Source organism: Dechloromonas sp. HYN0024, from assembly GCF_003441615.1.
In the GTDB taxonomy this organism is placed as follows: domain Bacteria; phylum Pseudomonadota; class Gammaproteobacteria; order Burkholderiales; family Rhodocyclaceae; genus Azonexus.
This window is the reverse complement of the sequence record NZ_CP031842.1, coordinates 291,590-314,432: the sequence shown is the minus strand read 5'-3', so window position 1 is coordinate 314,432 and position 22,843 is coordinate 291,590. Positions and strand designations below refer to the sequence as shown.

The following is a 22,843-nucleotide window of genomic DNA, read 5'->3' as shown; positions in this document are numbered from 1 at the left end:
TTACTCGATGATCTTGGCAACGACACCGGCGCCGACGGTACGACCGCCTTCACGGATGGCGAAACGCAGACCTTCTTCCATGGCGATCGGAGCGATCAGCTTGATGGTCATGGCGATGTTGTCGCCAGGCATAACCATCTCGACGCCTTCCGGCAGATCGATGGAGCCGGTCACGTCGGTCGTACGGAAGTAGAACTGCGGACGGTAACCATTGAAGAACGGGGTGTGACGGCCGCCTTCATCCTTCGACAGGATGTACACTTCCGACGTGAAGTGGGTGTGCGGCTTGACCGAACCCGGCTTGCACAGAACCTGACCACGCTCGACGTCTTCACGCTTGGTACCACGCAGCAGCGCGCCAACGTTGTCGCCAGCCTGACCCTGATCGAGCAGCTTGCGGAACATTTCAACACCGGTACAGGTGGTCTTGACGGTCGGGCGGATACCAACGATTTCGATTTCTTCGCCAACCTTCACAACACCACGCTCGATACGGCCGGTCACCACAGTGCCGCGACCCGAGATCGAGAAGACGTCTTCAACCGGCATCAGGAACGGCTGGTCAATCGCACGTTCCGGGGTCGGAATGTAGGAGTCCAGGGCATCAGCCAGACGGAAGATCGACGGCTCGCCGATTTCAGACTGGTCGCCTTCGAGGGCCTTGAGGGCCGAACCGTGAATGATCGGGGTGTCGTCGCCCGGGAAGTCGTACTTGGACAGCAGCTCGCGCAGTTCCATTTCGACCAGCTCAAGCAGCTCAGCATCGTCAACCATGTCGCACTTGTTCATGAACACCAGAACGTACGGCACACCAACCTGACGGGCCAGCAGAATGTGTTCGCGGGTCTGCGGCATCGGGCCGTCAGCAGCCGAACAAACCAGAATCGCGCCGTCCATCTGGGCAGCACCGGTAATCATGTTCTTGACGTAGTCAGCGTGACCCGGGCAGTCAACGTGAGCGTAGTGACGATTCGCGGTTTCGTATTCAACGTGGGCGGTATTGATCGTAATACCGCGGGCCTTTTCTTCCGGCGCTGCGTCGATTTCGTCATACTTCTTGGCCGAACCACCAAACTTGGCGGACAGAACCGTCGTGATCGCCGCCGTCAGCGTCGTCTTGCCATGGTCAACGTGACCAATCGTGCCAACGTTTACGTGCGGCTTGGTACGCTCGAATTTTTCCTTAGCCATTCCAGTTCCTCAATAATCAAATAAATAAAAAATCCAGAATCCAAGCTAACGGTGGTGCCCATGAGAAGAATCGAACTTCCGACCTCTCCCTTACCAAGGGAGTGCTCTACCACTGAGCTACATGGGCCTACCTTAAAACTCCAGCCGTACTGCGTTATGGAGCGGGTGAAGGGAATCGAACCCTCGTCTTAAGCTTGGAAGGCTTCAGCTCTACCATTGAGCTACACCCGCTTATTACGCCCGCAACACAGGCTGCTACAGCATTTAATCTGGTGGAGGGGGAAGGATTCGAACCTTCGAAGGCAGAGCCGACAGATTTACAGTCTGTTCCCGTTGACCGCTTGGGTACCCCTCCGGAAGAACCCGAGATTATCCGGACGACCATCAGCCCTGTCAACACCAAAAAACAGAAAAGCCGACATATAGTCGGCTTTTTGCAGATTTGCGTCCGAAATTACTTCTGGGAAAGAACCCAGGCAACCAGCTTCTTGGCTTCGTCTTCGGTGACATTGTTCGGCGGCATCGGGATCTGACCCCAGGTACCCTTGCCACCAGCCTTAACCTTGGCGGCCAGCATGGCCGGCGCACCCTTGTCGCCCTTGTACTTGGCAGCGACATCCTTGTAAGCCGGGCCAACCAGCTTCTTGTCGATGGCGTGGCAGGACATGCAGTTCTTGGCCTTGGCCAGAGCTTCGTCAGCCTGGGCCTGACCGGCCATCACGATACCAGCAGCAGCCATCACGGCAACATAAACAGCTTTCATTCTCTCGCTCCGTTATTCAGGTTAGTGGATACATCAGTAATGGATGATAAAACCCTTTTCTATCCCTTGCAAACCGGATGCTCAAAGGCACTTATCACGCCTATCCGAGTGAGTTAACGCGCGGTGCCGGCACACCGTTGACAGCGAATGTTTATATCGGGCGAGACGACACCGCCAGCAAGGCGCCGGCCGAGACAAACAAACCACCAAAAAAACGATTCTGCCGCCGGATCGCTATCGGGTCATGCAACCAGCGCCCAAGATGGACGGCTGCAAGTGCATAGCCCGACATCACGGTCAGATCGGTCAGACAAAGGGTCGTCGCAATGATCAGATACTGGGGCACCTGTGCCTGGCCCGGGCTGACAAACTGGGGCACCAGGGCGGCGATGAAAATAATCGCCTTGGGATTGGTCAGATTGACCAGGACGCCCTGCAGGAACAAGCCCTTGCGAAGTACCGGCGGCGCGTTGGCATCCACCGGCACTACCGGTGCCCGCCACTTCTGGAATCCGAGCCAAACGAGGTAAGCCGCACCGAGAAACTTGACCACCGAAAATGCCGTTTCGGACGCGGCGACCAAAGCACCGAGACCCAGCGCCACGATCAGCAGATGGATCAAAATTGCCGTCTGCAGGCCAAGTATCGCCATCAGCGCAGCCCAATAGCCATGCCGCATGCCAGTGCTCATGCTGATGACGGCTCCCGGCCCGGGCGTGACGGCAATCAGGATCGATGCCAGCAGAAACCCGAGCCAGACCGCCAGGGTCATTTGCGGCGCTGAATCTGCTTGACGTCGCGCACAGCACCCTTGTCAGCCGAAGTGGCCATCAGGGCGTAGGCCTGCAGTGCCGCCGAGACAGTACGCTGACGATCGACCGGCTGCCAGGCGGCGTCGCCCTTGGCATCCATGGCGACGCGACGGTTGACCAGTTCGCCTTCTGAAATGGCCAAATGAATGCGGCGATTCGGGATGTCGATTTCGATGGTATCGCCCTCTTCCACCAGGCCGATGGCGCCCCCATCGGCGGCCTCCGGTGACGCATGGCCAATCGACAGCCCTGACGTACCACCGGAGAAACGGCCGTCGGTCAGCAGTGCGCAGGCTTTACCGAGACCCATCGACTTCAGATAGGAGGTCGGATAGAGCATTTCCTGCATACCGGGACCGCCCTTCGGGCCTTCGTAGCGGATCACGACAATGTCGCCGGCAACGATGCGTTCGCCCAGAATGGCCTCGACTGCAGCATCCTGGCTTTCAAACACGCGCGCCTTGCCGGTGAACTTCCAGATCGATTCGTCGACCCCGGCCGTCTTGACGATACAGCCGTCGACCGCGATGTTGCCGTAGAGCACGGCAAGCCCCCCCTCTTGCGAGAAGGCATTGGCCTTGTTGCGGATACAGCCGTTGGTACGATCCAGATCAAGCTCGTTGAAGCGCCGATCCTGCGAGAAGGCGACCTGAGTCGGCACGCCGCCCGGCGCAGCCTTGAAAAATTCATGCACCTTGACGTCGTGTTCACGAACGATGTCCCAGCGATCGATGGCCTCGCCGATATTCTTGATATGGACGGTCGGCACGTCACGGTCAATCAGGCCAGCCCGGTCGAGTTCGCCGAGGATGCCCATGATGCCGCCCGCACGATGCACATCCTCAATGTGGTACTTGTCAGTCATCGGCGCCACCTTGCACAAGCAGGGAACGGCACGGGAAATGCGGTCAATGTCGGCCATCGTGAAATCGACGCCGGCTTCCTGCGCCGTGGCCAGAATGTGGAGGACAGTATTGGTCGAGCCGCCCATCGCAACATCAAGGGTCATGGCATTCTCGAAGGCCGCCTTGGTGGCGATCGAGCGCGGCAGCACCGAGGCATCATCTTCTTCGTAATAGCGCTTGCACAGCTCGACAATCTGCCGACCGGCGCGCAGGAAAAGTTGTTTGCGGTCAGCATGCGTGGCAACGACCGTACCGTTGCCCGGCAGACTGAGACCGAAAGCTTCGGTCAGGCAGTTCATCGAGTTGGCGGTAAACATGCCGGAACAGGAGCCGCAGGTTGGGCAGGCAGAGCGTTCGATATCATCGAGATCAGCCTGAGAAACAGCGGCATCCGCTGCCTTGACCATGGCATCGACGAGATCAAGGTGCACAACGTTGCCCTGAATCTTGACCTTGCCGGCCTCCATCGGTCCGCCGGACACGAAGATAACCGGGATATTGAGGCGCATGGCGGCCATCAGCATACCCGGCGTGATCTTGTCGCAATTGGAGATGCAGACCATGGCGTCGGCGCAATGGGCGTTGACCATGTACTCAACCGAATCGGCAATCAGGTCGCGACTGGGCAGCGAGTACAGCATGCCGCTATGGCCCATGGCGATGCCATCGTCGATAGCGATGGTATTGAATTCCTTGGCCACGCCGCCGGCCGCTTCGATCTCGCGCGCCACCAGCTGCCCCATGTCCTTGAGGTGCACATGGCCCGGCACGAACTGGGTGAAACTATTGACCACAGCAATGATCGGCTTGCCGAAGTCGCCATCCTTCATGCCTGTGGCGCGCCACAGGGAGCGGGCGCCGGCCATGTTACGGCCGTGGGTCGAGGTGCGGGAGCGATAATGGGGCATGGAAATCTCCGTCGGAAACTGGCGTCGATGTCTTGTCATCGGACGCGAACTATAATCGGCTAATTCTAGCCCACTCTGAACCTTCGATGCTTCTTCACCCGCAGTTCGACCCCGTCGCCTTTTCGCTCGGCCCCCTGTCGGTACGCTGGTACGGTTTGATGTATCTCCTTGCCTTCGTTCAGTTTATTTTTCTTGGGCGCTACCGCATCAAGCATGGTTCATCGACCCTCAGCGTCGAGCAACTCGACGACCTGCTCTTCTACGGCATGCTCGGGGTCATCGTCGGTGGTCGCCTCGGGCAGGTTTTCTTCTACGACCCGGCTTATTACCTGAGCAACCCGCTCGAAATCCTTGCCGTCTGGAAGGGCGGCATGAGCTTTCATGGCGGATTTATCGGTGTCCTGGTGGCGCTCGGGCTGTGGGCGAAAAAACAGGATGTGAACTGGTGGGACATCACCGACTTTGTCGCCCCACTCGTTCCACTCGGTCTTGCCGCCGGCCGCCTCGGCAATTTCATCAACGGCGAACTGTGGGGGCGCGTCACCGACGCCAGCCTGCCGTGGGCCATGGTCTTCCCGCAAGCCGGGGACATGCTGCCCCGTCACCCCTCGCAGCTCTATCACATAGGCCTCGAAGGCTTTTCGCTGTTTGTGATCTTGTGGCTTTATTCCAGGCAGTCCCGACCGCGTAGCGCCGTATCCGGCGCTTTCCTGGTCGGCTACGGCTGCTTCCGCTTCATCACCGAATTCTTCCGCGAACCGGACGCCGGCATTTTCGGCCAGTCCTACACGATCAGCATGGGCCAGTGGCTGTCCCTGCCAATGATGCTGATTGGCGTCGCGTTGCTGGTGCTCGCCTACCGCAGGAAATCTCTATAATTATGGATTACGTTATTCACCACACAACAGGAATCGACTCATGACACGTCCGTTCAAGGTTCTCGGCATTCAGCAAATCGCCATCGGCGGCCCCTCCAAAGAAAAGCTGCGCACCCTGTGGGTCGAGAAATTCGGCCTGGAAATCACCAGCACCTTTGTTTCCGAGCGAGAAAATGTCGACGAAGACATCTGCGCCATGGGTAGTGGCCCCTTCAAGGTCGAAGTCGACCTGATGCAGCCGCTCGATCCGGAAAAGAAGCCGGCCGTGCACACCACGCCGCTCAACCATGTCGGCTTGTGGATCGACGACCTGCCCAAGGCCGTCGAATGGCTCTCGGCCAATGGCGTGCGCTTCGCCCCGGGCGGCATTCGCAAGGGCGCCGCCGGTTTCGACATTACCTTCCTGCACCCGAAGGGCAACGAGGAGTTCCCGATCGGCGGCGAAGGTGTCCTCATCGAACTGGTTCAGGCGCCGCCGGAAGTCGTGTCGGCTTTCGCCAAACTGGCCGCCCAATAAGCCTTCATGGCGGACATCCCCGAGCACGAACTCGAGGAAACCCGCGCCGCGCTCGCCCCCACCCTGGAGGCGACTGCGGCGATCCTGCCCTGGGTCCGCACGCCACGCAAGGCACGCTTCGACCCTAAGCTCAATACCCGCTGGATCGCCGCCAGCCGCCATCTGGCCACGGCCTGGTCGGAGCGTCATGCGGCTGACAATGTCAGACCGGCCATTTTCAGTCTCTACGCCATCGCCATCGAAACCGCCGACGCCGATTGTCTTCGCCTCGGCGAAGCCCTGGCCTGCGCCGCCGACCGTCTTGAAGAAACATCCCCAACACCCCGCCTGATCGCGGCAATTACGGCCTGCATCGAATGCCTGGATGATGCCGCCGGCCTTGAACATACCGCCTTTGGCGAACGCGCCAGCCATTTTGCCAAGCGACTGGAAGCCTGCGCCACGGCGACGACGAGCGACGAGCGCTCGGCCATCCTCGACCAGTTATTTGTAAACGAAGCCAGCGAACAGATCCAGTTGATGCGGGATGCCCTGGCGGCCCTGCCGCCGGATGCTTATGCCCTGTCTGTCGAAGCCCGGAAGCTGACCGACCAGGCTGAGCTGCTCGAGCTATGGGGTGTCATGCACCTGGCCCGGCACCTCACCGGGTTGATCGGCCAACAAGCCGGCAATCTCGAGGATGGTGCTGTCAGAGCCAGTATTGAGCAAAGACTGGGGGAACTCGGTGCAGCCCTAGCCTGCATTCGGGGCTGAATCTGGCAACCTTACCGGCGGGCCTGCATCAGACACGCCCGTCACCAGCCCAACCGCAGGTCTAGTGGCCTGCCGCCAGGGCCAGCCCACCACCAAAGACAGCACGCTCCCGGGAGGCATCAAAAATTGCCTTGAGTTGCTCGCTGGCAATTTGCGCCTGACGCCGTGCCTCATTCGCCTCATGCTCAACCAGCGCAAGGGTCACCAGATTGGCCACCGCCTGGGCAAACAGGACATGGGCTGACGCCCACGGCTGGCGCGAAGCGACCTGTTCAAGACAAAGTACGCCCTGAAGTTCACCACGGATGTGAATCGGCATATCAAGCTTGGCCGTTACATCATGCTGCGGCAGGTAGCTAGCAAGAAACTCTGTGGTCAGAGGATGAACATAGGCATCGTCGGCGGCAATGCTGCGGCCTTCATGCAAGGCCCGGAAGTAAGACGGATACTGGCTGGCTCGCAGGCTCTCACCCTTGCTGTGGCGGCGAGCCGACATCTCGTAGAGATCGAGACAGACGAGTTCCTGATGCTCGTCATTGAGCGCCCAGATACTGACGCGCTCAACGCCGGAGCGTTCCGCCGCCGCCTCGGTCAGGATGCTGAGCATCATGTCGAGGGGAGCCTCCTTGAAAAAGGCACCACGCGACAAGCTGGCAATGCCCTCCTGTAACTCGAGCGAGGACATCAAGGGCCTTCCGATTCCCGGATTGAGCAGATGTTCCATAAGTTTCCGACTCGCCTAACCCCGCAAGGGGGAATAATCATGTCGGAATTTTAGGAAATCCTGCCCAATTCACCTGTGAAATTTTCCACACCAGACAAAAGTAATACGCTGAATCGTCTCTATTTTTCGGGCCCTGGGGTTGTTTTGAAAATAAACGCAGCCCGCTCGACATCAGTGACCCAGACCAGCCCGTCGCCGTAATGCCCGGTCTGTGCCACCTCGGTGATACGCTGAAAAAGGATTTCTGCCACCTCATCCGGCGCGACGATTTCAATCCGAACCTTGGGCGTGTAGTCGGTTAGCTCCTCCTTGATCCGGCTCCGCGCCGGCACGTGCCGCGACGGCGCGCTGCACCCCTCGACCTTGCTCACCGTCATACCCGGGAAGCCAGGCAACAGCACCAGCGCATCACGCAACATGGCGAGTTTGTTGGGACGGATAACCGCCTTGATCTCTTTCATGCCTGAACCTCGTCTTCGTCAAACCAGCGATAAATTGTCGGCAAAACCAGCAGCGTCAGCAGTGTGCAGGTGATCAGGCCGCCGATAACGACAATCGCCAGAGGGCGCTGCACCTCGGAGCCGGGGCCGCTGGAAAACAGGAAGGGGATGAGGCCCAGCATGGCCACGGTTGCCGTCATCATGACCGGGCGGAAACGCAGCGTAGCCCCTTCGACCACCGCCTCGCGCACACTGCGCCCCTCATCCCGCAGACCGCGGATGTACGAGACGAGCACCACGCCATTGAGCACGGCAATGCCCCACAGGGCAATGAAGCCGACCGAGGCTGGCACCGACAGGTATTCGCCGCTGACGAACAGGCCGATGATCCCGCCGATGGAGGCAAAAGGCAGCACGGTGATGATCAGCGTGGCAAAACGCAGCGAATTGAAAAGCAGGAAGAGCAGGAAGAAAATGGCCGCGATGGTGATCGGGATAATGATCTTCAGGTGGCCGAGCGCCCGCTCCATATTCTGGAACTGCCCGCCCCACTCGAGATAGTAGCCCTCTGGCAACTTGATCTGGCCATCGACTTTCTCCTGCAGCTCGGCGACAAAGCTGCCCAGGTCCCTGTCCTTGACGTTGACGCCGACCACGATGCGCCGTTTGCCGAGTTCCCGCGAAATCTGGGCCGGGCCATCCATGACGCTGATCTTGGCGACATCTGCCAGGCGAGCCTGCGCCCCACTTCGCGAGGTGATCAGAATGTTCGAAATTTCCTCGACGTTATTGCGAAACCGCTCCGGCAAGCGGACCACGCCCGGGAAGCGTCGTTCGCCCTCAAAAATCTCGGTCGCCACCTTGCCGCCCACGGCCGTTTCGAGCAGGTCGTTGACATCCGATACGTTGAGACCGAGTCGGGCAATCGCCTGCCGGTCGATTTCAACGGACAAGTACTGCTGGCCGCTGATCCGCTCGATACGCAAGTCCTCCGCCCCCTCAAGGGTCTGGGCGACCTTGCCAATCTGGCCGGCAATTCTTTTCAACTGATCGAGATCGTCGCCAAAGACCTTGACGGCAATATCCGAGCGAACCCCCGTCACCATTTCGTCCACCCGATCCGAAATCGGCTGCGCCATGACCACCTGAACGCCCGGCAAGGCTTTCAACTTCTCGCGCATGGCATCCTGAATGGTCTCCTGGGTCCAGCCAGAGGGCCATTCGCTACGCGGTTTAAGGCTGACAATGGGCGTTGATTCATTTGGCCCTTGTGGATCAGCCGGCGACTCGCCACGCCCAACCCCGGAAACCGCCGACTTGACACCCGGCACCTGCATGACCAGACGCATGGCTTCCATTTCCATCTTGACCGACTCATCGAGGGAGATGTTCGGCACGCGGTTGATGCCGGGCACCACCGAGCCTTCCTTCATTTCCGGGATGAAGGCCGTGCCCAGGAAGGGCAAGGTGGCGATGGTCAGGACGAAAGCCCCGACCGCCATGATCACCGTCTTGCGCTCGTTACCAAGAGCCCAGTGGAGCATTTTCAGGTAGCGCTGCTTCATGATGGCGATCAGCTTTGTGTCGTGATCCCCATCATGCGCTGGCGGCTTGAGCAGGTAGGTCGACATTACCGGCGTCAGCGTCATCGACAACACCAGCGAAATAGCCAGGGCAATGGCGATGGTGTAGGCCAGTGGCGCGAACATCTTGCCCTCCATACCCTGCAGGGTCATCAGCGGGAGGAAGACCAGAATAATGATGCCGACACCGAAAATAACCGGCGTTGCCACCTCGACCACGGCACGCAGAATCACCCGTATCTGGCCATCACCGCTCCTGGCATGACGGCCAAGCTGGAGGAAGGCATTTTCGACCACGACCACCGAGCCGTCGACCATCAAGCCGATGGCTATGGCCAGGCCGCCGAGCGACATCAGATTGGCCGATATGCCCAGCCTGTTCATCGCCATAAATGTCAGCAACGGCGTCAGCACCAGCGTCCCAACGACGATAAGCGATGAACGCACGTCCCCGAGGAAGAGAAAAAGCACGACCACAACCAGCATCACACCTTCGAGCAAAACCTTGGTCACTGTCCAGAGGGCCGCATCGACCAACTCGGAACGATCATAGTACGGCTCAATTTTCAGGCCATCGGGCAACATTCCCTTGCGATTAATTTCCTGGACCCGCGCCTTGACCCGGCTGACCACCTCCTTGGCGTTGCCGCCGGCGATCATCATCACGACACCACCAACCGCTTCCGTTGTCCCGTTCTTGATCACGGCGCCCTGGCGCACCTCATGGCCGATTTGCACATCGGCCACATCACCGACGTACACCGGCACACCTTCTTTCTCCTTGAGCACGATAGCCCGCAGATCGCCCAGGTCACGGACCAGGCCAACGCCACGAATCAGATATTGCTCGGCATATTGCGGCAGGACGCCGCCCCCGGCATTGGCATTGTTGCGCCCCACGGCCTGATAAACATCGGCGACACTCAGTCCGAAATGGCGCAGCTTGTCGGGATTGACCAGCACCTGATATTGCTTGGCAAAGCCGCCTTGAGAATTGATCTCGGCGACCCCTGGAATCGAACGCAACAGGGGACGAACCACCCAGTCCTGGGCGATCCGGCGCTTCATCAGTTCTTCTTCACTGAGCGTCTGATCGCCGTCATCCGCACGCTCCAGCGTGTATTGATAGACTTCACCGAGACCGGTCGACACCGGACCAAGCACCGGCGTGATACCCGCCGGCAAGCGGGACCCAACTTCGAGCAGGCGCTCCATGACCAGTTGGCGGGCAAAATAGACGTCTGTCTTGTCATTGAAGACCAGTGTAATCAGCGACAGGCCCGGCTTGTTCAGCGAACGCATTTCCTCCAGCCCGGGCAGCCCGGTCATCGCCACTTCGAGCGGCACGGTCGCGAAACGCTCTACTTCCTCCGGCGAACGCCCGGAGGCCTCGGTGGCAATCTGGACCTGAACATTGGTGACATCAGGAAAGGCATCGACCGACAAATGGCGCGCCGCATCCAGACCGAAAAAGAACAGGACGGTGGCAACTACCGCAACAACGAGGCGCTGCTTGAGCGCCGCACGTACAAGGGACTCGATCACGCGCCCTCCATTTCCTTGCGATTACGCTCGTTGTTGAGATGGAAAGCACCATCGACCACCAACTTCTCGCCGGCCTTGAGACCGGAAAGCACCACCCGAACCCCACCCTGATCCGGCCCTAGCTTGACCTTGACGAGGCGAAAAATGCCATTTTCCCCGGCCACAAAAACGTGATCCTCATCATTTTCGCGAACCACGGCACCGGCAGGCACAACCAGACGCTCGACTGGCTTCGCCTCGATCAGCATTGAAGCCAGCATGGCCGGCTTGAGACGACCGTCCCGGTTATCCAGTTCGGTACGCACCAGAACGGTACGCGTTTCGGGATCGATGGTCTGACCGACAAAAATCAATTTACCGACCAGCTTTTCGTTGCCCAGAGCCGGCACCTCAATACTCACCGACTGCCCGGCCTTGACCTGGCTAACCTGCTGCTCCGGCACCTGCGCAACCGCCCACAATCGGGAGAGATCAGCCACCACAAACAGGGCGTCGGCTGGCTGCACCACCTGCCCCTGCGCCAGCTTGCGCTCGACGACGACACCACTCAGGGTTGCCGCCACCGGTGTTACCGAGTTGACAGCCCCCTGTTTGGCCAGGCGATCAATCGCCCCCGGACTGACGCCGAGCAATTGCAACTGATCACTGGCCGCCCGTGTTTCGGCGGTCGAAATATGAAATTCGCTTTCCCGACGCTGCAGTTCAGCCGCGCTGATCACATCGGCCTCAAACAACGCCCTGGCGCGCTCGGCATTACGGCGATTGAGTTCAAGCTGGGAGCGCGCCTTGAGATACTCCAGTTGCTGACTGGACAGTTCGCTGCTGTTCAGGCGGGCCAGAACCTCTCCTTTTTGACGCTTTGCCCGAGCAGGGCATCGATGTCTGTGACCCGACCGGTCACCGTCGCACCAATGCGAGCCAAACGCTGCTCGTCAAAGTCTATGCGGCCGCTAACCCGCAAGGTTTCGGCCACAGGCTGGGTGTTGACTGCACTGATCCTGAGCTGCCCCAACAACGCCGGCGACGGAGAAACCGCCATTGGATCGTGCACCTGGGGCGCGGCGGCCTTTTTATGCTCCTGATTGCAGCCGCTCAGCGCGGTTACAACCAACAACAGAAACAGGAATTCTTTCATTGTTCTTTTCCTCCCGGCAGGGCCCGCAGTCGTTCAATTTCAACCCAGGCCGAAGCCAGTTCATAACGCGCCGTAATCAGTTCTGCCCGCGCCGCACGAAACACCCGCTGGGCATCGAGAACCTCGAGAAACCCGCGCTCGCCAAAACGATAAGCGGCCTCGGCCACCGTCACGGCCGCCTCGGCCTGGCGGAGGATGCCTGACTCGAGTGCGCCAACCTGCGCCTGGGCGATTTCATATTGCTGGAAAGCAATCTCGAGTTGCTGCGGCAGTGAAAACTCCTGTGCCGCCAACTCGTGGCGGGCCCGCGACAGTTGGGCCGATGCTTCGCCAACCGGACCGTGGCGTCTATCCCACAATGGGATCGAGACCACCACGCCGAACTTGCTGACCCGGGTCTCCGGATCTTCATCGAGACCCGCTTTCAGGGCCACATTTGGCCAGCGCTGACGCCGCTCAAGATCAAGCTGATGTTGCGCCCGCACCATTTCGGCGCGTGCCCGCGCCAAATCAGGGCTTGATTCAGCCAGTTGTTTGCGCAACGCACCAAGCGGGGGCACATCCAGGGGGTCTCTCAGGTTGCCGCGCAGGACAAAATCAGCGGACAAGCCTTCGCCGACGCTCTGGCGCAATTGCAACCGCGCCTGCTCCCGCCGAAAGCCAGCCGCCTGCGCGATTTTCTGCACATTCAGCAACTCGGCATCGGCTTTGATCAGTTCAAAACGTGGCGCTTCGCCAGTGTCCACACGGAGTGCGATGCGTGAGCGCACACTCTCCATGGCAGCCATATCTTCTCGGGTATTACTCAATTCAACATCGCGGCGCAGCACTTCGAAATAACGCAAACGGAGGCGCGCCAACGCATCTGCCTCGAACGCCTTGACCACTGCCGCCGTCGAATCCAGCCCGGCTTCCGCCACGCCAATCCGCGCCGTCCGCCGCCACGGCATATCGAGCGGCTGGGTCAAGGTGATGCTGCGAGCGTCGCCGGTATTGCCGCCCACTCCGCGGCTGCGCACCGTCCCCCCCAGATATTCAAGCTCCGGATTGGGAAAGGCTGCGGCACTATCTACCGCAGATCGCGCCACCGTAATCTGTTCACGAGCTGCCATAACAGTGCGGCTGGTGGAAAGCGCCAGGGCTTCAAGTTTCGCCAGGTCGTATTCGGGCTGCGCCACGGCGAGTGTCGCAGCGCAGCCCAAGGCGAAGGTCAGTACTTTTGTGCATTGCATCATAAGCATTACTTAGCAAAGCGCGTGCCATTGGAGGACGACGATTAACGACCGCCCAGTGCAGCAATCCGTTCTTCCAGCGGCGGATGGGTCGAAAACAGCGCCATCCAGCTGCTGCCACCGGCAATTCCCGAAGCCGCCATGCTTTGCGGCAAGGGATCGGTATGCAGGCTGCCCAGGCGACGCAAAGCATTCTGCATCGGCACCGGCGAGCCCATCAGGCCGGCGGCACCGGCATCGGCACGAAACTCGCGCTGCCGCGAGAACCAGGCAACGAGGATGCTGGCGAGCAAGCCGAAGACCACTTCGCAGATCATGCTGGTCACCATGTAGCCAATGCCCGGCCCGGAATTTTCGCTATCACCGCGCCGCAGGAAGCCATCGACCACATAGCCGACGATGCGGGACAGGAAGACAACGAAGGTATTCACCACCCCCTGAATGAGGGTCATCGTCACCATGTCACCATTGGCAATGTGGGCGACCTCGTGGGCCAATACGGCTTCAGCTTCATCACGCGTCATACCCTGGAGCAGACCGGTCGATACGGCGACCAGCGAACTGTTTTTGCTGGCGCCGGTGGCAAAGGCATTCGGCTCACCGTCGTAGATGGCGACCTCCGGCATGGGCAGACCGGCCCGTTTGGACAAACGGGCGACCGTGTCAACCAGCCACATTTCCGTCGATGAACTGGGCGACTCGATAACCCGTGCCCCGGTACTCCATTTGGCCATGGTTTTCGACATCAGCAGCGAAATGAAGGCACCGCCAAAGCCGATCACGGCGGCAAAGACAAACAGCATGCCGACATTGAGGCCGTTCGCGGTCAGGAAGCGATTGACGCCAAGCAAGCTGGTAGCGACGCTGAGCACCAGCATGACCGCCAGGTTGGTAGCAAGAAAGAGAAAGATACGTTTCATGGTGAACTCCACAAATGAGCAACGCCGCGATGATAGAACATTGCACCAAAGCAAAAAACTGATCAAAATTGAACAATACTTCGATTTTTTCGATAACAAATGACGCCACTCAACTATAAACATCTCCATTATTTCTGGGTCGTTGCTCAGGAAGGCAGCATCACTCGCGCCGCCGATCGACTTGGCGTTGCGGTCCAAACCATCAGCGGCCAGCTTTCGCTGCTCGAAAAGCAGCTCGGCAAGGCACTGTTCAACAGTCAGGGACGGGGATTGGTCCTCAGCGAGGCAGGTCGGGTAGCACAGGGCTACGCCGATCAGATTTTCCAGCTCGGCGAAGCCCTCACCGAGGCGGTCGAAAGCAGTGGCAGCGCGTCGACGCTGCGCCTGCGCGCCGGGATTTCCGATGGCATCCCCAAGTTGCTCGCCTATCGCCTGCTATCGACCGTCACCAGCATGCCGACCGATGTGCGCCTGATCTGCGATGAAGGCGAATTTGAAACCTTGCTCGCCGACCTCGCCCTGCATCGACTCGATGTCGTACTGACCGACCGGCCCGCCCCGGCCAGCGCCAATCTCAAGGTGTTCAGCACGCCGCTGGGCGAATTCGCCACCGGTCTGTTCGCCATCCCGGCATTGGCCGAACGCTACCGGGACAATTTCCCGGCCTGCCTGGAGGGTGCCCCACTCCTCCTGCCAACCCGCCACAATGCACTGCGTGGCCGTATCGATCGCTGGCTCGAAAGCACCAATATCCTGCCAAAAATCGTCGGGGAATTCGAAGACAGCGCCTTACTGACCACCTTCGGGCGCGGCGGGCTGGGCATCTTTCCGGCTCCGCTGGCCCTGGCCGAGCAAGTCGCCCACCAGCTGGAAGCAGTGCCGCTCGGGGCCATGAGCGGCGTCAGCGAACTCATCTACGCCATCTCCAACGAGCGGCGCATCCGCCACCCCGCCGTCGAGGTGCTTTGCGCTGCTGCGCCGCAAGGCGTCCTTGAGCCAAGGGTATAATTGCTTCCCCCCAACGCCAATCAAAGTACAACGCCAATGTCGCAGTTCCGCAAGACCGCCTTCCTCGCCCTGAGCCTCGTTTTCGCCGCCCAAGCCCTGGCTCAGCAACTCCCCGCTCCCCCGACGCTCGCCGCCAAGTCCTGGTTGCTGCTCGAAGTCGGCTCGAATCAGGTGCTCACCGCCGAAAAATCAGACGAGCGGCTTGAGCCCGCCTCGCTGACCAAGCTGATGACGGCTTACCTGACCTTCGCCGCCCTGCACAAGAAAACCCTGGCCCTTGAACAGCCCCTGCCGGTCTCGGAAAAAGCCTGGCGTACCGGTGGATCGAAGATGTTCGTCCGGGTCGATACGCAAGTAGCGGTCGAAGACCTGATCAAGGGCATGATCGTCCAGTCGGGCAATGATGCCTGCGTCACGCTGGCCGAAGGCATCGCCGGCAGCGAGGAGAACTTCGCCCAGATGATGAATCGTGAAGCCCAGCGCCTGGGCATGAATGCCTCCAGCTTCCGCAATTCGACCGGTTTGCCCGACCCTGCCCACTACACCACGGCGCGCGACCTCTCCCTGCTTGCCTCGGCACTGATCCGCGACTTCCCCGAGGAGTACAAAAAGTACTACTCGATGAAGGAATACACCTACAACAAGATCACCCAGCCGAACCGCAACCGTCTGCTCTATCTCGACCCTACGGTTGATGGCGTCAAGACCGGCCATACCGAAGCGGCCGGCTACTGTCTGATCTCCTCGGCCCTGCGCGACAAGCGTCGCCTGCTCTCGGTCGTTCTCGGGACGACCTCGGATAGCGCCCGGGCCAGCGAGTCGCAGAAACTGCTGAACTGGGGCTACATCTCCTACGACGCCGTGTCGCTGTACGCCAGGGGCCAGGCCGTCGCCACGCTACGCGTCTGGAAGGGGGCTCAGCGCGAGGTCAAGGCCGGCTTCACCAGCGATCTGGCGATCGCCGTGCCCAAAGGCTACGCCGACAAGGTCAACTCAGAATTCGTCGCCGAACCCCGCCTGATCGCCCCGATCGAGGCCGGCCAGAAACTTGGCATGCTCAAGGTCACCATCGACGGCAAGGTTTATGGCGAATATCCCGTCGCCGCCCTTGAAAAAGTGGAAATCGGCAACATCTTCATTCGTATCATGGATACCATCCGCCTCTGGTTCAACTAAGTCGTGACCCCTTACGTCGCCGATCCCGTTTACCTTAACGGACAGTTCCTGCCTTTGGCCGAAGCGGGCATTTCGCCGCTCGACCGCGGCTTTCTGTACGGCGATGGTGTCTATGAGGTGATCCCGGTCTATTCCCGGCGGGCTTTCCGCATCGAAGAGCACCTCAAGCGACTTCAATCCACACTGGACGGGATCAGGCTGACCAACCCCCTGACGACCGATGGCTGGAAAGCGGTGGTGGTCAAACTGATCGAAGGTGCGCCCTGGAGCGACCAGTCGATCTACCTGCAAGTCAGCCGCGGTGCCGACAACAAGCGGGATCATGCCTTCCCGCCCGCCACCGTGCCGCCAACCGCCTTTGCCTTCGCCTCGCCTTTGGTGACAACGCCGGCCGATGTGCGCACCAAGGGGGTTGCCGCGATCACGGTGCCCGACCTGCGCTGGGCACGTTGCGACCTCAAGGTCATCTCCCTGCTGGCCAACGTGCTGGCCCGGCAACAAGCCGTCGAGCAAGGCTGTGCCGAGGCCCTGCTGATGCGCGACGGCTACATGAAGGAAGGGGCTGCATCAAACATCTTCGTGGTCAGGGACGGCGTCCTGTGCGCCCCACCCAAGACCGAGCTGATGCTGCCCGGCATCACCTACGACGTCATCCTTGAACTGGCAGCGCAACATGGCCAACCCGTCAGAATCGCAGAAATCGAAGAAACTGAACTTCGCGCTGCCGACGAGGTCTGGATGACCTCATCAACCAAAGAAATCCTCGCCATCACGACGCTGGACGGCAAACCGGTCGGCAATGGACCCCATGCCGGCCAGCCCGGCCCACTCGGGCAGCAGATGTGGCAGTGGTATCAGGATTTCAAGAACACCGTAATGCGTAAAGGCTGAAATGGCTTCGTACAAGGACACGCTTCTCGAATTTCCCTGTGAATTCCCCCTGAAAATCATGGGCAAGGCCGATGATGGTCTGGCCCAGGTCGTCCTCGACATCGTCACCGTTCACGCGCCGGACTTCGACGGTGCCACCATGGAAATGCGCGCCAGCTCGGGCGGCAACTACCTGAGCCTGACGTGCACGGTGGTCGCCCGCTCCAAGCCGCAACTCGATGCGCTCTATACCGACCTGAGCGGCCACCCGCTCATCAAGGTCGTGCTCTAAACCTCCGTGACACCCATCATCAAACGTCTGGGGCATGTCGATTACGCGCCGACCTTCCAGGCCATGCAGGATTTCACGGCAACCCGGACAAGCGCGACGCCAGACGAAATCTGGATCGTCGAACACCCGCCGGTCTATACCCTCGGTCAGGCCGGCAAGCCGGAACACATCCTGCACGATGTCGGCATCCCCATCGTCAAGATCGACCGCGGCGGCCAGGTCACCTACCACGGCCCCGGTCAGGTTGTGCTTTACCTGCTGCTTGACCTCGCCCGCCTGAAACTCAAGGTACGCGAACTGGTTACTGCCATCGAGCAGGCGGTCATCGATCTGCTGGGCCAATACGGCGTCACCGCCGAACGACGCGACGGGGCGCCCGGCGTCTATGTTGGTGACGCCAAGATCGCCGCGCTCGGCCTGCGTATCCGTAACGGCTGTTCGTATCATGGCGTCTCGCTCAACGTCGACATGGATCTTTCCCCCTTCGCCGCCATCAATCCCTGCGGCTATGCCGGGCTGAAAGTCATCCAGACCAAAGACCTGAACATTCCGCTCACGGCTCATGAGGCCGGCGAGCAACTCTCTCAATACTTGCGACAGCAACTGGACAAACAACATGGCTGAGAACGACAACCCCGGCAGCACCAAGCAAAAAGGTGTCAAACAAAAGGGCGAACTAAAAACGGCGCGCATCCCGATCAAGATCGTGCCGGTCGACACCCCGCTGCGCAAACCCGAGTGGATACGCGTCAAGGCCGGCAACAGCGCCGGTCGCTTCGGCGAAATCAAGACCATGCTGCGCGAGAAGAAACTGCACACCGTCTGCGAAGAAGCGGCCTGCCCCAACATCGGTGAATGCTTCGGGCGCGGCACGGCAACCTTCATGATCCTCGGCGACATCTGCACCCGCCGCTGCCCGTTCTGCGACGTCGGCCACGGCCAACCGCTGCCGCCCAATCCGGAGGAGCCCCGGGAACTGGCGGAATCAGTCGCCATGCTCAAGCTTCGTTATGTCGTGATCACCAGCGTCGACCGTGACGATCTGCGCGATGGCGGCGCCCAGCACTTTGTCGACGTGATCAGCCATGTCCGCGAACTGTCGCCGACCACCACCGTTGAAACCCTGGTTCCCGACTTTCGTGGCCGCATGGATGTCGCCCTCGATGTCCTCGGCGGCGCCCTGCCCGACGTCCTCAACCACAACATGGAAACTGTGCCCCGCCTCTACAAGCAGGCCCGCCCCGGCGCTGACTACAAGCACTCGCTGGAATTCCTGAAACAATTCAAGGCCCGCTATCCTGCCGTTTCAACGAAATCCGGCCTGATGGTCGGTCTCGGTGAAACCGATGAAGAAATTCTCGACGTCATGCGCGACCTGCGCGCCCATAACGTCGAAATGCTCACCATCGGCCAGTATCTTGCCCCATCCGGCCATCACCTGCCGGTCACCCGCTACGTTCATCCTGACACCTTCAAGATGTTTGAGGAAGAAGCCAAGAAGATGGGGTTTACGGGTGCTGCTTGTGCCCCGATGGTTCGTTCAAGCTACTGGGCCGACCAGCAGGCACACAGCGCCGGGGTTGCCTGATATCGCACGTGGTATATCGTCAGCCGCAAAGGCCGACCAAAACAAAATGCCCGGTAACGGATACCGGGCATTTTTCTGGGCAAAACCTATCGGACGTTGGGCGGCGGTGGCGGCGGTGAACCCGGCGGCGGCGGCGGGATGCTGGCATCTGGCGTCCGCGCTGTAGATCGCGGAACCGCCATGTTGGCCGGCACCGGCACACGGTGTCCCTTGGCGTACATGCACTGGATGTACGCATTGTCGTATTGACGCTGGGTACCTACACCCGAGGCACGGGCGCTGTCAGCGCCAACGGCACTACCGAGCAGCAAGCCAGCCCCGGCCCCGGCACCAACACCGCGATGCCCGCCGATAGCGGCCCCGGCCACTGCACCGATGGCCGTTCCGACGGCGGCACTGGTGATCGCCGATTCCCTGGATGCATTTTCAGCCGTCTTGCCGCCAATCTGATAATGGGCATATTCACGGCAGGCCATGTCGTCGCCGCGGAAGGCTTCGATCGAATAGCCGGTACCGGGCAGAACCATGACTGTTGGCCCTGTCGGAAAAACGGTACAGGCACCCAGAAAGACAGCACCGACAACAAGCCCAAGGCGCTTGGCAACAATATTATGTTCGGTCATTTTCATCTCTCCGGTTGCGGCAGAATTTTTTGCCAGCCACCCGGGCAGTCCTTGATGTAAGGGTAATAGCCCTTGGCGCTAGCGCAGTAATACCAGTATTGCTGCCCACCAGACTCCGGGGCGGCTGCCGGTGCCGCGTCCTGCTGCTCGATATAGACTGGCGGCTGGGCGGGGGGCACAACGATCACCCGAGGCGGGTAGTAATACGGCGGGGGATACCAGACCGGTCCCCAGACAGGTGGTCCGACATAGACGCCGAAATGTGAACGGCCATGCGCCCAAGCGCCGTTCATGCCGACCAACAGCAAGGCCAGCAATACGACGATATATTTTTGCAGTTTCATAGCAATACCCGATTTACCAATAACTCACTTACAAGATAGCCAATTATCGGCAAACCGGGGAAACAAAATTGCTACTGTTTGTAAGCGCCAATCACAGCAATTTCAGGCGTTTTGCCGCTTCACGCAGCTCGCTGCGGAAATTCGGATGGGCGATGCCGATCAGTGCCTCGGTACGTTGCTTGGCGGTTTTGCCGCGCAGCTGAGCCACCCCGAATTCGGTGACGACATAGTTGATATCATTCTTGCTGGTCGACACATGAGTTCCCGGCGACAGCGTCGGGACGATGCGGGAAATGGTGTCATCCTTGGCCGTTGACGGCAGCACGATGAAAGCCTTGCCACCATTGGAGCGGTTGGCTGCCCGCACGAAATCGGACTGACCGCCGGTACCCGAGTAGGGAATCGGACCGAGACTTTCCGAGCCGCACTGGCCGAGAAAGTCGATCTGCATCGTCGCGTTGATGGCATGCAGGTTGTCGTTCTTGCCAGCCAGATAGGGGTCATTGGTGAAATCGACCGGATGCATCTCGAGGGCCGGATTGCGGTGCATGAACTGGTAGAGCTTCTTCGAACCGAGCGCGAAAGTAGCCAGCATCTTGCCCTGGTGGTAGTTCTTTTTCCGGTTGGTGACGACACCCGCCTCGACCAGCGACATGATGCCATCGCCGACCATTTCGGTATGGATACCGAGATCGCGCTTGTCAGTCAGTTGCATGACCACGGCGTCAGGAATGCCGCCATAGCCGATCTGCAGCGTTGCCCCATCGGGGATCATGTCGGCGACGTACTTGCCGATGGCCTCCTGAACCGGACCAATTTTGGGCAGGCCGACTTCGAGAATCGGATCATCGCTCTCGCACAGCGCCGCCACCTGTGAAACATGAATATGGCAGTCGCCATTGGCGAAAGGTACGTTCGGATTGACTTCAAGCACCACGACGCGCGCCCGACGAATCGCCGCCATGGTGTAGTCGGCGGCCAGCGCCAGCGAGAAGAATCCGTGCTCATCCATCGGCGAGGCCATGCTGAATACGACATCGGCCGGCATCAGGCCGCGATTGAGCAACTCCGGCATTTCCGAAAAATAAGCCGGAATGAAATCGACCCAACCTTCCTTGGCACCCGGACGCGTCGCACCGCTGTAGAAATAGGCAGTGTGACGAACATGCTCGACCGTTTCGGGGTCGAGATAGCCGTACTTCCGGACAGCAAGAATCTGCGAAATCTGCACATCACGGAAATCGCGACGGGCATCGGAGAGGGCAGTCAGCAGGCTGGGCGGCTCCCCGACCGCCGTCGGGACAACAATGGTGTCACCATTCTTGACAACACGAATGGCATCGGCGGCGGACATACGTTTTTGCTGGTACAAAGCCTGAACTGACATCTGCTATCTCCTGAAATTATATTTTGGCAAAACCATCATCCTCGCATGCCGGCTCAAGCCATAAGCTGACGAGGATCAAATCCCATGCCTGCTGCATGGCAGCCATCACGGCTTGCGATTGCTCCCCGCGACCATGCGAATTTCAAACAGGCGGCACTCGAGCGGACCGTTGAACAATGGCGTTTTGCGACTCGGCTTGAGTCCGACCAGTTTAGGCAAACGCAGGTCAGCTGTGAAGAAGAAACAGTTCCAGCCAGCCCAATGTTTTTTCAGCGCCGAACCGAGCTCGGGATAGAAAGCGGCCAGTTCATCCTGTTCGCCGATCCGCTCACCGTAGGGTGGATTGGTCACCAGAATGCCGTGATCGGTGAGCGGCTGTGTTTCCAGCAGGTCTTCCCGATCCACCGTCACGACATTGCCAAAGCCAGCTTCCTGAAGATTGCGCCGGGTCGCTCGCACAGCCTTGTCGTCAATGTCGTAGCCCCGGATATCCATCGGCTCGGCCGGCTTGACGCGAGCATCGGCGGCCTGGCGAATGTTCGCCCAGTTGAGGGCCTCGAAATTGCGCAGCATTTCAAAGGCAAAACCACGATCCAGTCCGGGGGCGCGGTCGAGCGCAATCTGCACCGCCTCAAGCAGGAAGGTACCACTGCCGCACATGGGATCAACCAGGGGTATGCCGGGCTTCCAGCCAGTGATTTTCAGAATCCCGGCAGCCAGGTTTTCCTTCAGCGGCGCATCTACGCTGGCCTTGCGAAAACCACGCTGCCACAAGGGCTGGCCGGAAGTATCGAGATACAGCGTGCATTCGTTTTCGGACAAAAAGACATGGATGCTGACATCCGGATGGCGTGTTTCAATATTCGGGCGGTCACCGCGATCCTCGCGAAAACGGTCGCAGATGGCGTCCTTGACACGCAGCGTGACGAAGTCGAGCGATTTGAGCGGACACTTGATCGCCGTCGTCACCACGCGCATCGTCCGCGTCACATCGAAATGATTCGGCCACAACTGGCGGACGGCCAGTCGATAGATATCGTCTTCCTTGGCGTACGGTCCCTTGACGATATGCCACAGGATGCGTGTCGCCAGCCGGGATTCAAGGTTGGCGCGATAGCAGACCGACCAGTCACCACTGAAGAAAACGCCGCCATGCGTCGTCCGCAACTCTTCACCGCCGACGTCACGCAGTTCTTCGAGCAGATGTTCTTCCAGCCCGCGCGGGCAGATAGCAAAATATTTGTTCATG

Annotated in this window: 24 protein-coding genes and 3 tRNA genes; 9 read left to right on the top strand and 18 right to left on the bottom strand. The window is 59.7% G+C overall.

Features of this window, described 5'->3' with window-relative positions; translation table 11 throughout:
* The 7 genes from tuf to ilvD form a co-directional block, all read right to left on the bottom strand.
* Entirely contained in the window at positions 1–1,191 is a 1,191-nt protein-coding gene (gene tuf / locus HYN24_RS01520; RefSeq protein WP_117607634.1) for an elongation factor Tu, read from the bottom strand.
* Between the two features lie 52 nt (positions 1,192–1,243).
* Positions 1,244–1,318: transfer RNA gene (locus HYN24_RS01515), tRNA-Thr, on the bottom strand.
* Positions 1,319–1,348: 30 nt separating this feature from the next.
* Positions 1,349–1,422: transfer RNA gene (locus tag HYN24_RS01510), tRNA-Gly, on the bottom strand.
* 39 nt (positions 1,423–1,461) lie between these two features.
* Positions 1,462–1,546 (bottom strand) — tRNA-Tyr (locus HYN24_RS01505).
* 99 nt (positions 1,547–1,645) lie between these two features.
* Positions 1,646–1,954 carry a c-type cytochrome gene (locus HYN24_RS01500; RefSeq protein WP_117607633.1) on the bottom strand — a complete coding sequence of 103 codons (309 nt, stop codon included), beginning with the start codon at positions 1,952–1,954 and terminating at the stop codon, positions 1,646–1,648.
* Positions 1,955–2,105: 151 nt separating this feature from the next.
* Entirely contained in the window at positions 2,106–2,726 is a 621-nt protein-coding gene (gene rhtB / locus HYN24_RS01495; RefSeq protein ID WP_117607632.1) for a homoserine/homoserine lactone efflux protein, read from the bottom strand.
* Positions 2,723–4,579, bottom strand: coding sequence for a dihydroxy-acid dehydratase (ilvD, locus tag HYN24_RS01490; RefSeq protein ID WP_117607631.1), 1,857 nt, complete (start codon positions 4,577–4,579; stop codon positions 2,723–2,725). Before ilvD ends, rhtB begins: the two co-directional genes overlap by 4 nt.
* Positions 4,580–4,665: 86 nt before the next feature.
* Here ilvD and lgt point away from each other — a divergent pair, with 86 nt between their 5' ends.
* The 3 genes from lgt to HYN24_RS01475 are packed head-to-tail and all read left to right on the top strand — an operon-like array spanning position 4,666 to position 6,727.
* Positions 4,666–5,457 carry a prolipoprotein diacylglyceryl transferase gene (lgt, locus tag HYN24_RS01485; protein ID WP_117607630.1) on the top strand — a complete coding sequence of 264 codons (792 nt, stop codon included), beginning with the start codon at positions 4,666–4,668 and terminating at the stop codon, positions 5,455–5,457.
* 40 nt (positions 5,458–5,497) lie between these two features.
* On the top strand, positions 5,498–5,974 hold the full coding sequence (locus HYN24_RS01480; protein ID WP_117607629.1) for a VOC family protein: 477 nt from the start codon (positions 5,498–5,500) through the stop codon (positions 5,972–5,974).
* A 6-nt stretch (positions 5,975–5,980) separates the two neighbouring features.
* A complete protein-coding gene (locus HYN24_RS01475) occupies positions 5,981–6,727 on the top strand; it encodes a hypothetical protein (RefSeq protein ID WP_117607628.1) in 747 nt (248 codons plus the stop codon).
* 61 nt (positions 6,728–6,788) lie between these two features.
* Here the strand turns inward: HYN24_RS01475 and HYN24_RS01470 are convergent, their stop codons facing one another.
* From HYN24_RS01470 to htpX, 7 genes are all read right to left on the bottom strand, one after another.
* Entirely contained in the window at positions 6,789–7,451 is a 663-nt protein-coding gene (locus HYN24_RS01470) for a GAF domain-containing protein (protein ID WP_117607627.1), read from the bottom strand.
* Positions 7,452–7,570: 119 nt separating this feature from the next.
* Positions 7,571–7,912: a P-II family nitrogen regulator gene (locus tag HYN24_RS01465; protein ID WP_117607626.1), complete on the bottom strand. Its 342-nt coding sequence runs from the start codon at positions 7,910–7,912 to the stop codon at positions 7,571–7,573.
* Positions 7,909–11,019, bottom strand: coding sequence for an efflux RND transporter permease subunit (locus HYN24_RS01460; RefSeq protein WP_117607625.1), 3,111 nt, complete (start codon positions 11,017–11,019; stop codon positions 7,909–7,911). Before HYN24_RS01460 ends, HYN24_RS01465 begins: the two co-directional genes overlap by 4 nt.
* A complete protein-coding gene (locus HYN24_RS01455) occupies positions 11,016–11,819 on the bottom strand; it encodes an efflux RND transporter periplasmic adaptor subunit (RefSeq protein ID WP_371413241.1) in 804 nt (267 codons plus the stop codon). Before HYN24_RS01455 ends, HYN24_RS01460 begins: the two co-directional genes overlap by 4 nt.
* A 26-nt stretch (positions 11,820–11,845) precedes the next feature.
* Positions 11,846–12,154 carry a hypothetical protein gene (locus tag HYN24_RS16325; protein WP_371413221.1) on the bottom strand — a complete coding sequence of 103 codons (309 nt, stop codon included), beginning with the start codon at positions 12,152–12,154 and terminating at the stop codon, positions 11,846–11,848.
* A complete protein-coding gene (locus tag HYN24_RS01450) occupies positions 12,151–13,395 on the bottom strand; it encodes a TolC family protein (RefSeq protein WP_117607624.1) in 1,245 nt (414 codons plus the stop codon). Before HYN24_RS01450 ends, HYN24_RS16325 begins: the two co-directional genes overlap by 4 nt.
* 35 nt (positions 13,396–13,430) lie before the next feature.
* Positions 13,431–14,306: a protease HtpX gene (gene htpX / locus HYN24_RS01445; RefSeq protein WP_117607623.1), complete on the bottom strand. Its 876-nt coding sequence runs from the start codon at positions 14,304–14,306 to the stop codon at positions 13,431–13,433.
* A 99-nt stretch (positions 14,307–14,405) separates the two neighbouring features.
* On the opposite strand from htpX, the gene HYN24_RS01440 reads away from it, so the two are divergent.
* From HYN24_RS01440 to lipA, 6 genes are read left to right on the top strand one after another with little or no spacing between them, the layout of a single operon-like run.
* Entirely contained in the window at positions 14,406–15,314 is a 909-nt protein-coding gene (locus HYN24_RS01440; RefSeq protein WP_117607622.1) for a LysR family transcriptional regulator, read from the top strand.
* 36 nt (positions 15,315–15,350) lie between these two features.
* A complete protein-coding gene (locus tag HYN24_RS01435; protein ID WP_117607621.1) occupies positions 15,351–16,490 on the top strand; it encodes a D-alanyl-D-alanine carboxypeptidase family protein in 1,140 nt (379 codons plus the stop codon).
* A 3-nt stretch (positions 16,491–16,493) separates the two neighbouring features.
* Complete coding sequence (locus tag HYN24_RS01430) at positions 16,494–17,381, top strand: D-amino acid aminotransferase (RefSeq protein WP_117607620.1); 888 nt, start codon at positions 16,494–16,496, stop codon at positions 17,379–17,381.
* 1 nt (position 17,382) lies between these two features.
* Positions 17,383–17,652: a YbeD family protein gene (locus tag HYN24_RS01425; protein WP_117607619.1), complete on the top strand. Its 270-nt coding sequence runs from the start codon at positions 17,383–17,385 to the stop codon at positions 17,650–17,652.
* Between the two features lie 6 nt (positions 17,653–17,658).
* Entirely contained in the window at positions 17,659–18,276 is a 618-nt protein-coding gene (lipB, locus tag HYN24_RS01420) for a lipoyl(octanoyl) transferase LipB (protein WP_117607618.1), read from the top strand.
* Positions 18,269–19,240, top strand: a complete 972-nt coding sequence (lipA, locus tag HYN24_RS01415; RefSeq protein WP_117607617.1) for a lipoyl synthase — start codon at positions 18,269–18,271, stop codon at positions 19,238–19,240. Before lipB ends, lipA begins: the two co-directional genes overlap by 8 nt.
* A gap of 86 nt (positions 19,241–19,326) precedes the next feature.
* Here the strand turns inward: lipA and HYN24_RS01410 are convergent, their stop codons facing one another.
* The 4 genes from HYN24_RS01410 to HYN24_RS01395 form a co-directional block, all read right to left on the bottom strand.
* Entirely contained in the window at positions 19,327–19,863 is a 537-nt protein-coding gene (locus HYN24_RS01410) for a YMGG-like glycine zipper-containing protein (protein WP_117610163.1), read from the bottom strand.
* 2 nt (positions 19,864–19,865) lie between these two features.
* The gene (locus HYN24_RS01405; RefSeq protein WP_117607616.1) at positions 19,866–20,207 is read right to left on the bottom strand and encodes a hypothetical protein; all 342 of its coding nucleotides are present in this window, start codon (positions 20,205–20,207) and stop codon (positions 19,866–19,868) included.
* Between the two features lie 91 nt (positions 20,208–20,298).
* Positions 20,299–21,594 carry an acetyl-CoA hydrolase/transferase family protein gene (locus HYN24_RS01400; RefSeq protein WP_117607615.1) on the bottom strand — a complete coding sequence of 432 codons (1,296 nt, stop codon included), beginning with the start codon at positions 21,592–21,594 and terminating at the stop codon, positions 20,299–20,301.
* A gap of 105 nt (positions 21,595–21,699) precedes the next feature.
* Entirely contained in the window at positions 21,700–22,842 is a 1,143-nt protein-coding gene (locus HYN24_RS01395; protein ID WP_117607614.1) for a class I SAM-dependent RNA methyltransferase, read from the bottom strand.
* Position 22,843 lies beyond the last annotated feature (1 nt).

What these genes read in the sequence shown, in the direction of transcription:
- tuf (WP_117607634.1), bottom strand. Translation starts at nt 1,191, where the DNA reads ATGGCTAAGGAAAAATTCGAGCGTACCAAGCCGCACGTAAACGTTGGC.
- HYN24_RS01500 (WP_117607633.1), bottom strand. Translation starts at nt 1,954, where the DNA reads ATGAAAGCTGTTTATGTTGCCGTGATGGCTGCTGCTGGTATCGTGATG.
- rhtB (WP_117607632.1), bottom strand. Translation starts at nt 2,726, where the DNA reads ATGACCCTGGCGGTCTGGCTCGGGTTTCTGCTGGCATCGATCCTGATT.
- ilvD (WP_117607631.1), bottom strand. Translation starts at nt 4,579, where the DNA reads ATGCCCCATTATCGCTCCCGCACCTCGACCCACGGCCGTAACATGGCC.
- lgt (WP_117607630.1), top strand. Translation starts at nt 4,666, where the DNA reads ATGCTTCTTCACCCGCAGTTCGACCCCGTCGCCTTTTCGCTCGGCCCC.
- HYN24_RS01480 (WP_117607629.1), top strand. Translation starts at nt 5,498, where the DNA reads ATGACACGTCCGTTCAAGGTTCTCGGCATTCAGCAAATCGCCATCGGC.
- HYN24_RS01475 (WP_117607628.1), top strand. Translation starts at nt 5,981, where the DNA reads ATGGCGGACATCCCCGAGCACGAACTCGAGGAAACCCGCGCCGCGCTC.
- HYN24_RS01470 (WP_117607627.1), bottom strand. Translation starts at nt 7,451, where the DNA reads ATGGAACATCTGCTCAATCCGGGAATCGGAAGGCCCTTGATGTCCTCG.
- HYN24_RS01465 (WP_117607626.1), bottom strand. Translation starts at nt 7,912, where the DNA reads ATGAAAGAGATCAAGGCGGTTATCCGTCCCAACAAACTCGCCATGTTG.
- HYN24_RS16325 (WP_371413221.1), bottom strand. Translation starts at nt 12,154, where the DNA reads ATGAAAGAATTCCTGTTTCTGTTGTTGGTTGTAACCGCGCTGAGCGGC.
- HYN24_RS01450 (WP_117607624.1), bottom strand. Translation starts at nt 13,395, where the DNA reads ATGCTTATGATGCAATGCACAAAAGTACTGACCTTCGCCTTGGGCTGC.
- htpX (WP_117607623.1), bottom strand. Translation starts at nt 14,306, where the DNA reads ATGAAACGTATCTTTCTCTTTCTTGCTACCAACCTGGCGGTCATGCTG.
- HYN24_RS01440 (WP_117607622.1), top strand. Translation starts at nt 14,406, where the DNA reads ATGACGCCACTCAACTATAAACATCTCCATTATTTCTGGGTCGTTGCT.
- HYN24_RS01435 (WP_117607621.1), top strand. Translation starts at nt 15,351, where the DNA reads ATGTCGCAGTTCCGCAAGACCGCCTTCCTCGCCCTGAGCCTCGTTTTC.
- HYN24_RS01425 (WP_117607619.1), top strand. Translation starts at nt 17,383, where the DNA reads ATGGCTTCGTACAAGGACACGCTTCTCGAATTTCCCTGTGAATTCCCC.
- lipA (WP_117607617.1), top strand. Translation starts at nt 18,269, where the DNA reads ATGGCTGAGAACGACAACCCCGGCAGCACCAAGCAAAAAGGTGTCAAA.
- HYN24_RS01410 (WP_117610163.1), bottom strand. Translation starts at nt 19,863, where the DNA reads ATGACCGAACATAATATTGTTGCCAAGCGCCTTGGGCTTGTTGTCGGT.
- HYN24_RS01405 (WP_117607616.1), bottom strand. Translation starts at nt 20,207, where the DNA reads ATGAAACTGCAAAAATATATCGTCGTATTGCTGGCCTTGCTGTTGGTC.
- HYN24_RS01400 (WP_117607615.1), bottom strand. Translation starts at nt 21,594, where the DNA reads ATGTCAGTTCAGGCTTTGTACCAGCAAAAACGTATGTCCGCCGCCGAT.
- HYN24_RS01395 (WP_117607614.1), bottom strand. Translation starts at nt 22,842, where the DNA reads ATGAACAAATATTTTGCTATCTGCCCGCGCGGGCTGGAAGAACATCTG.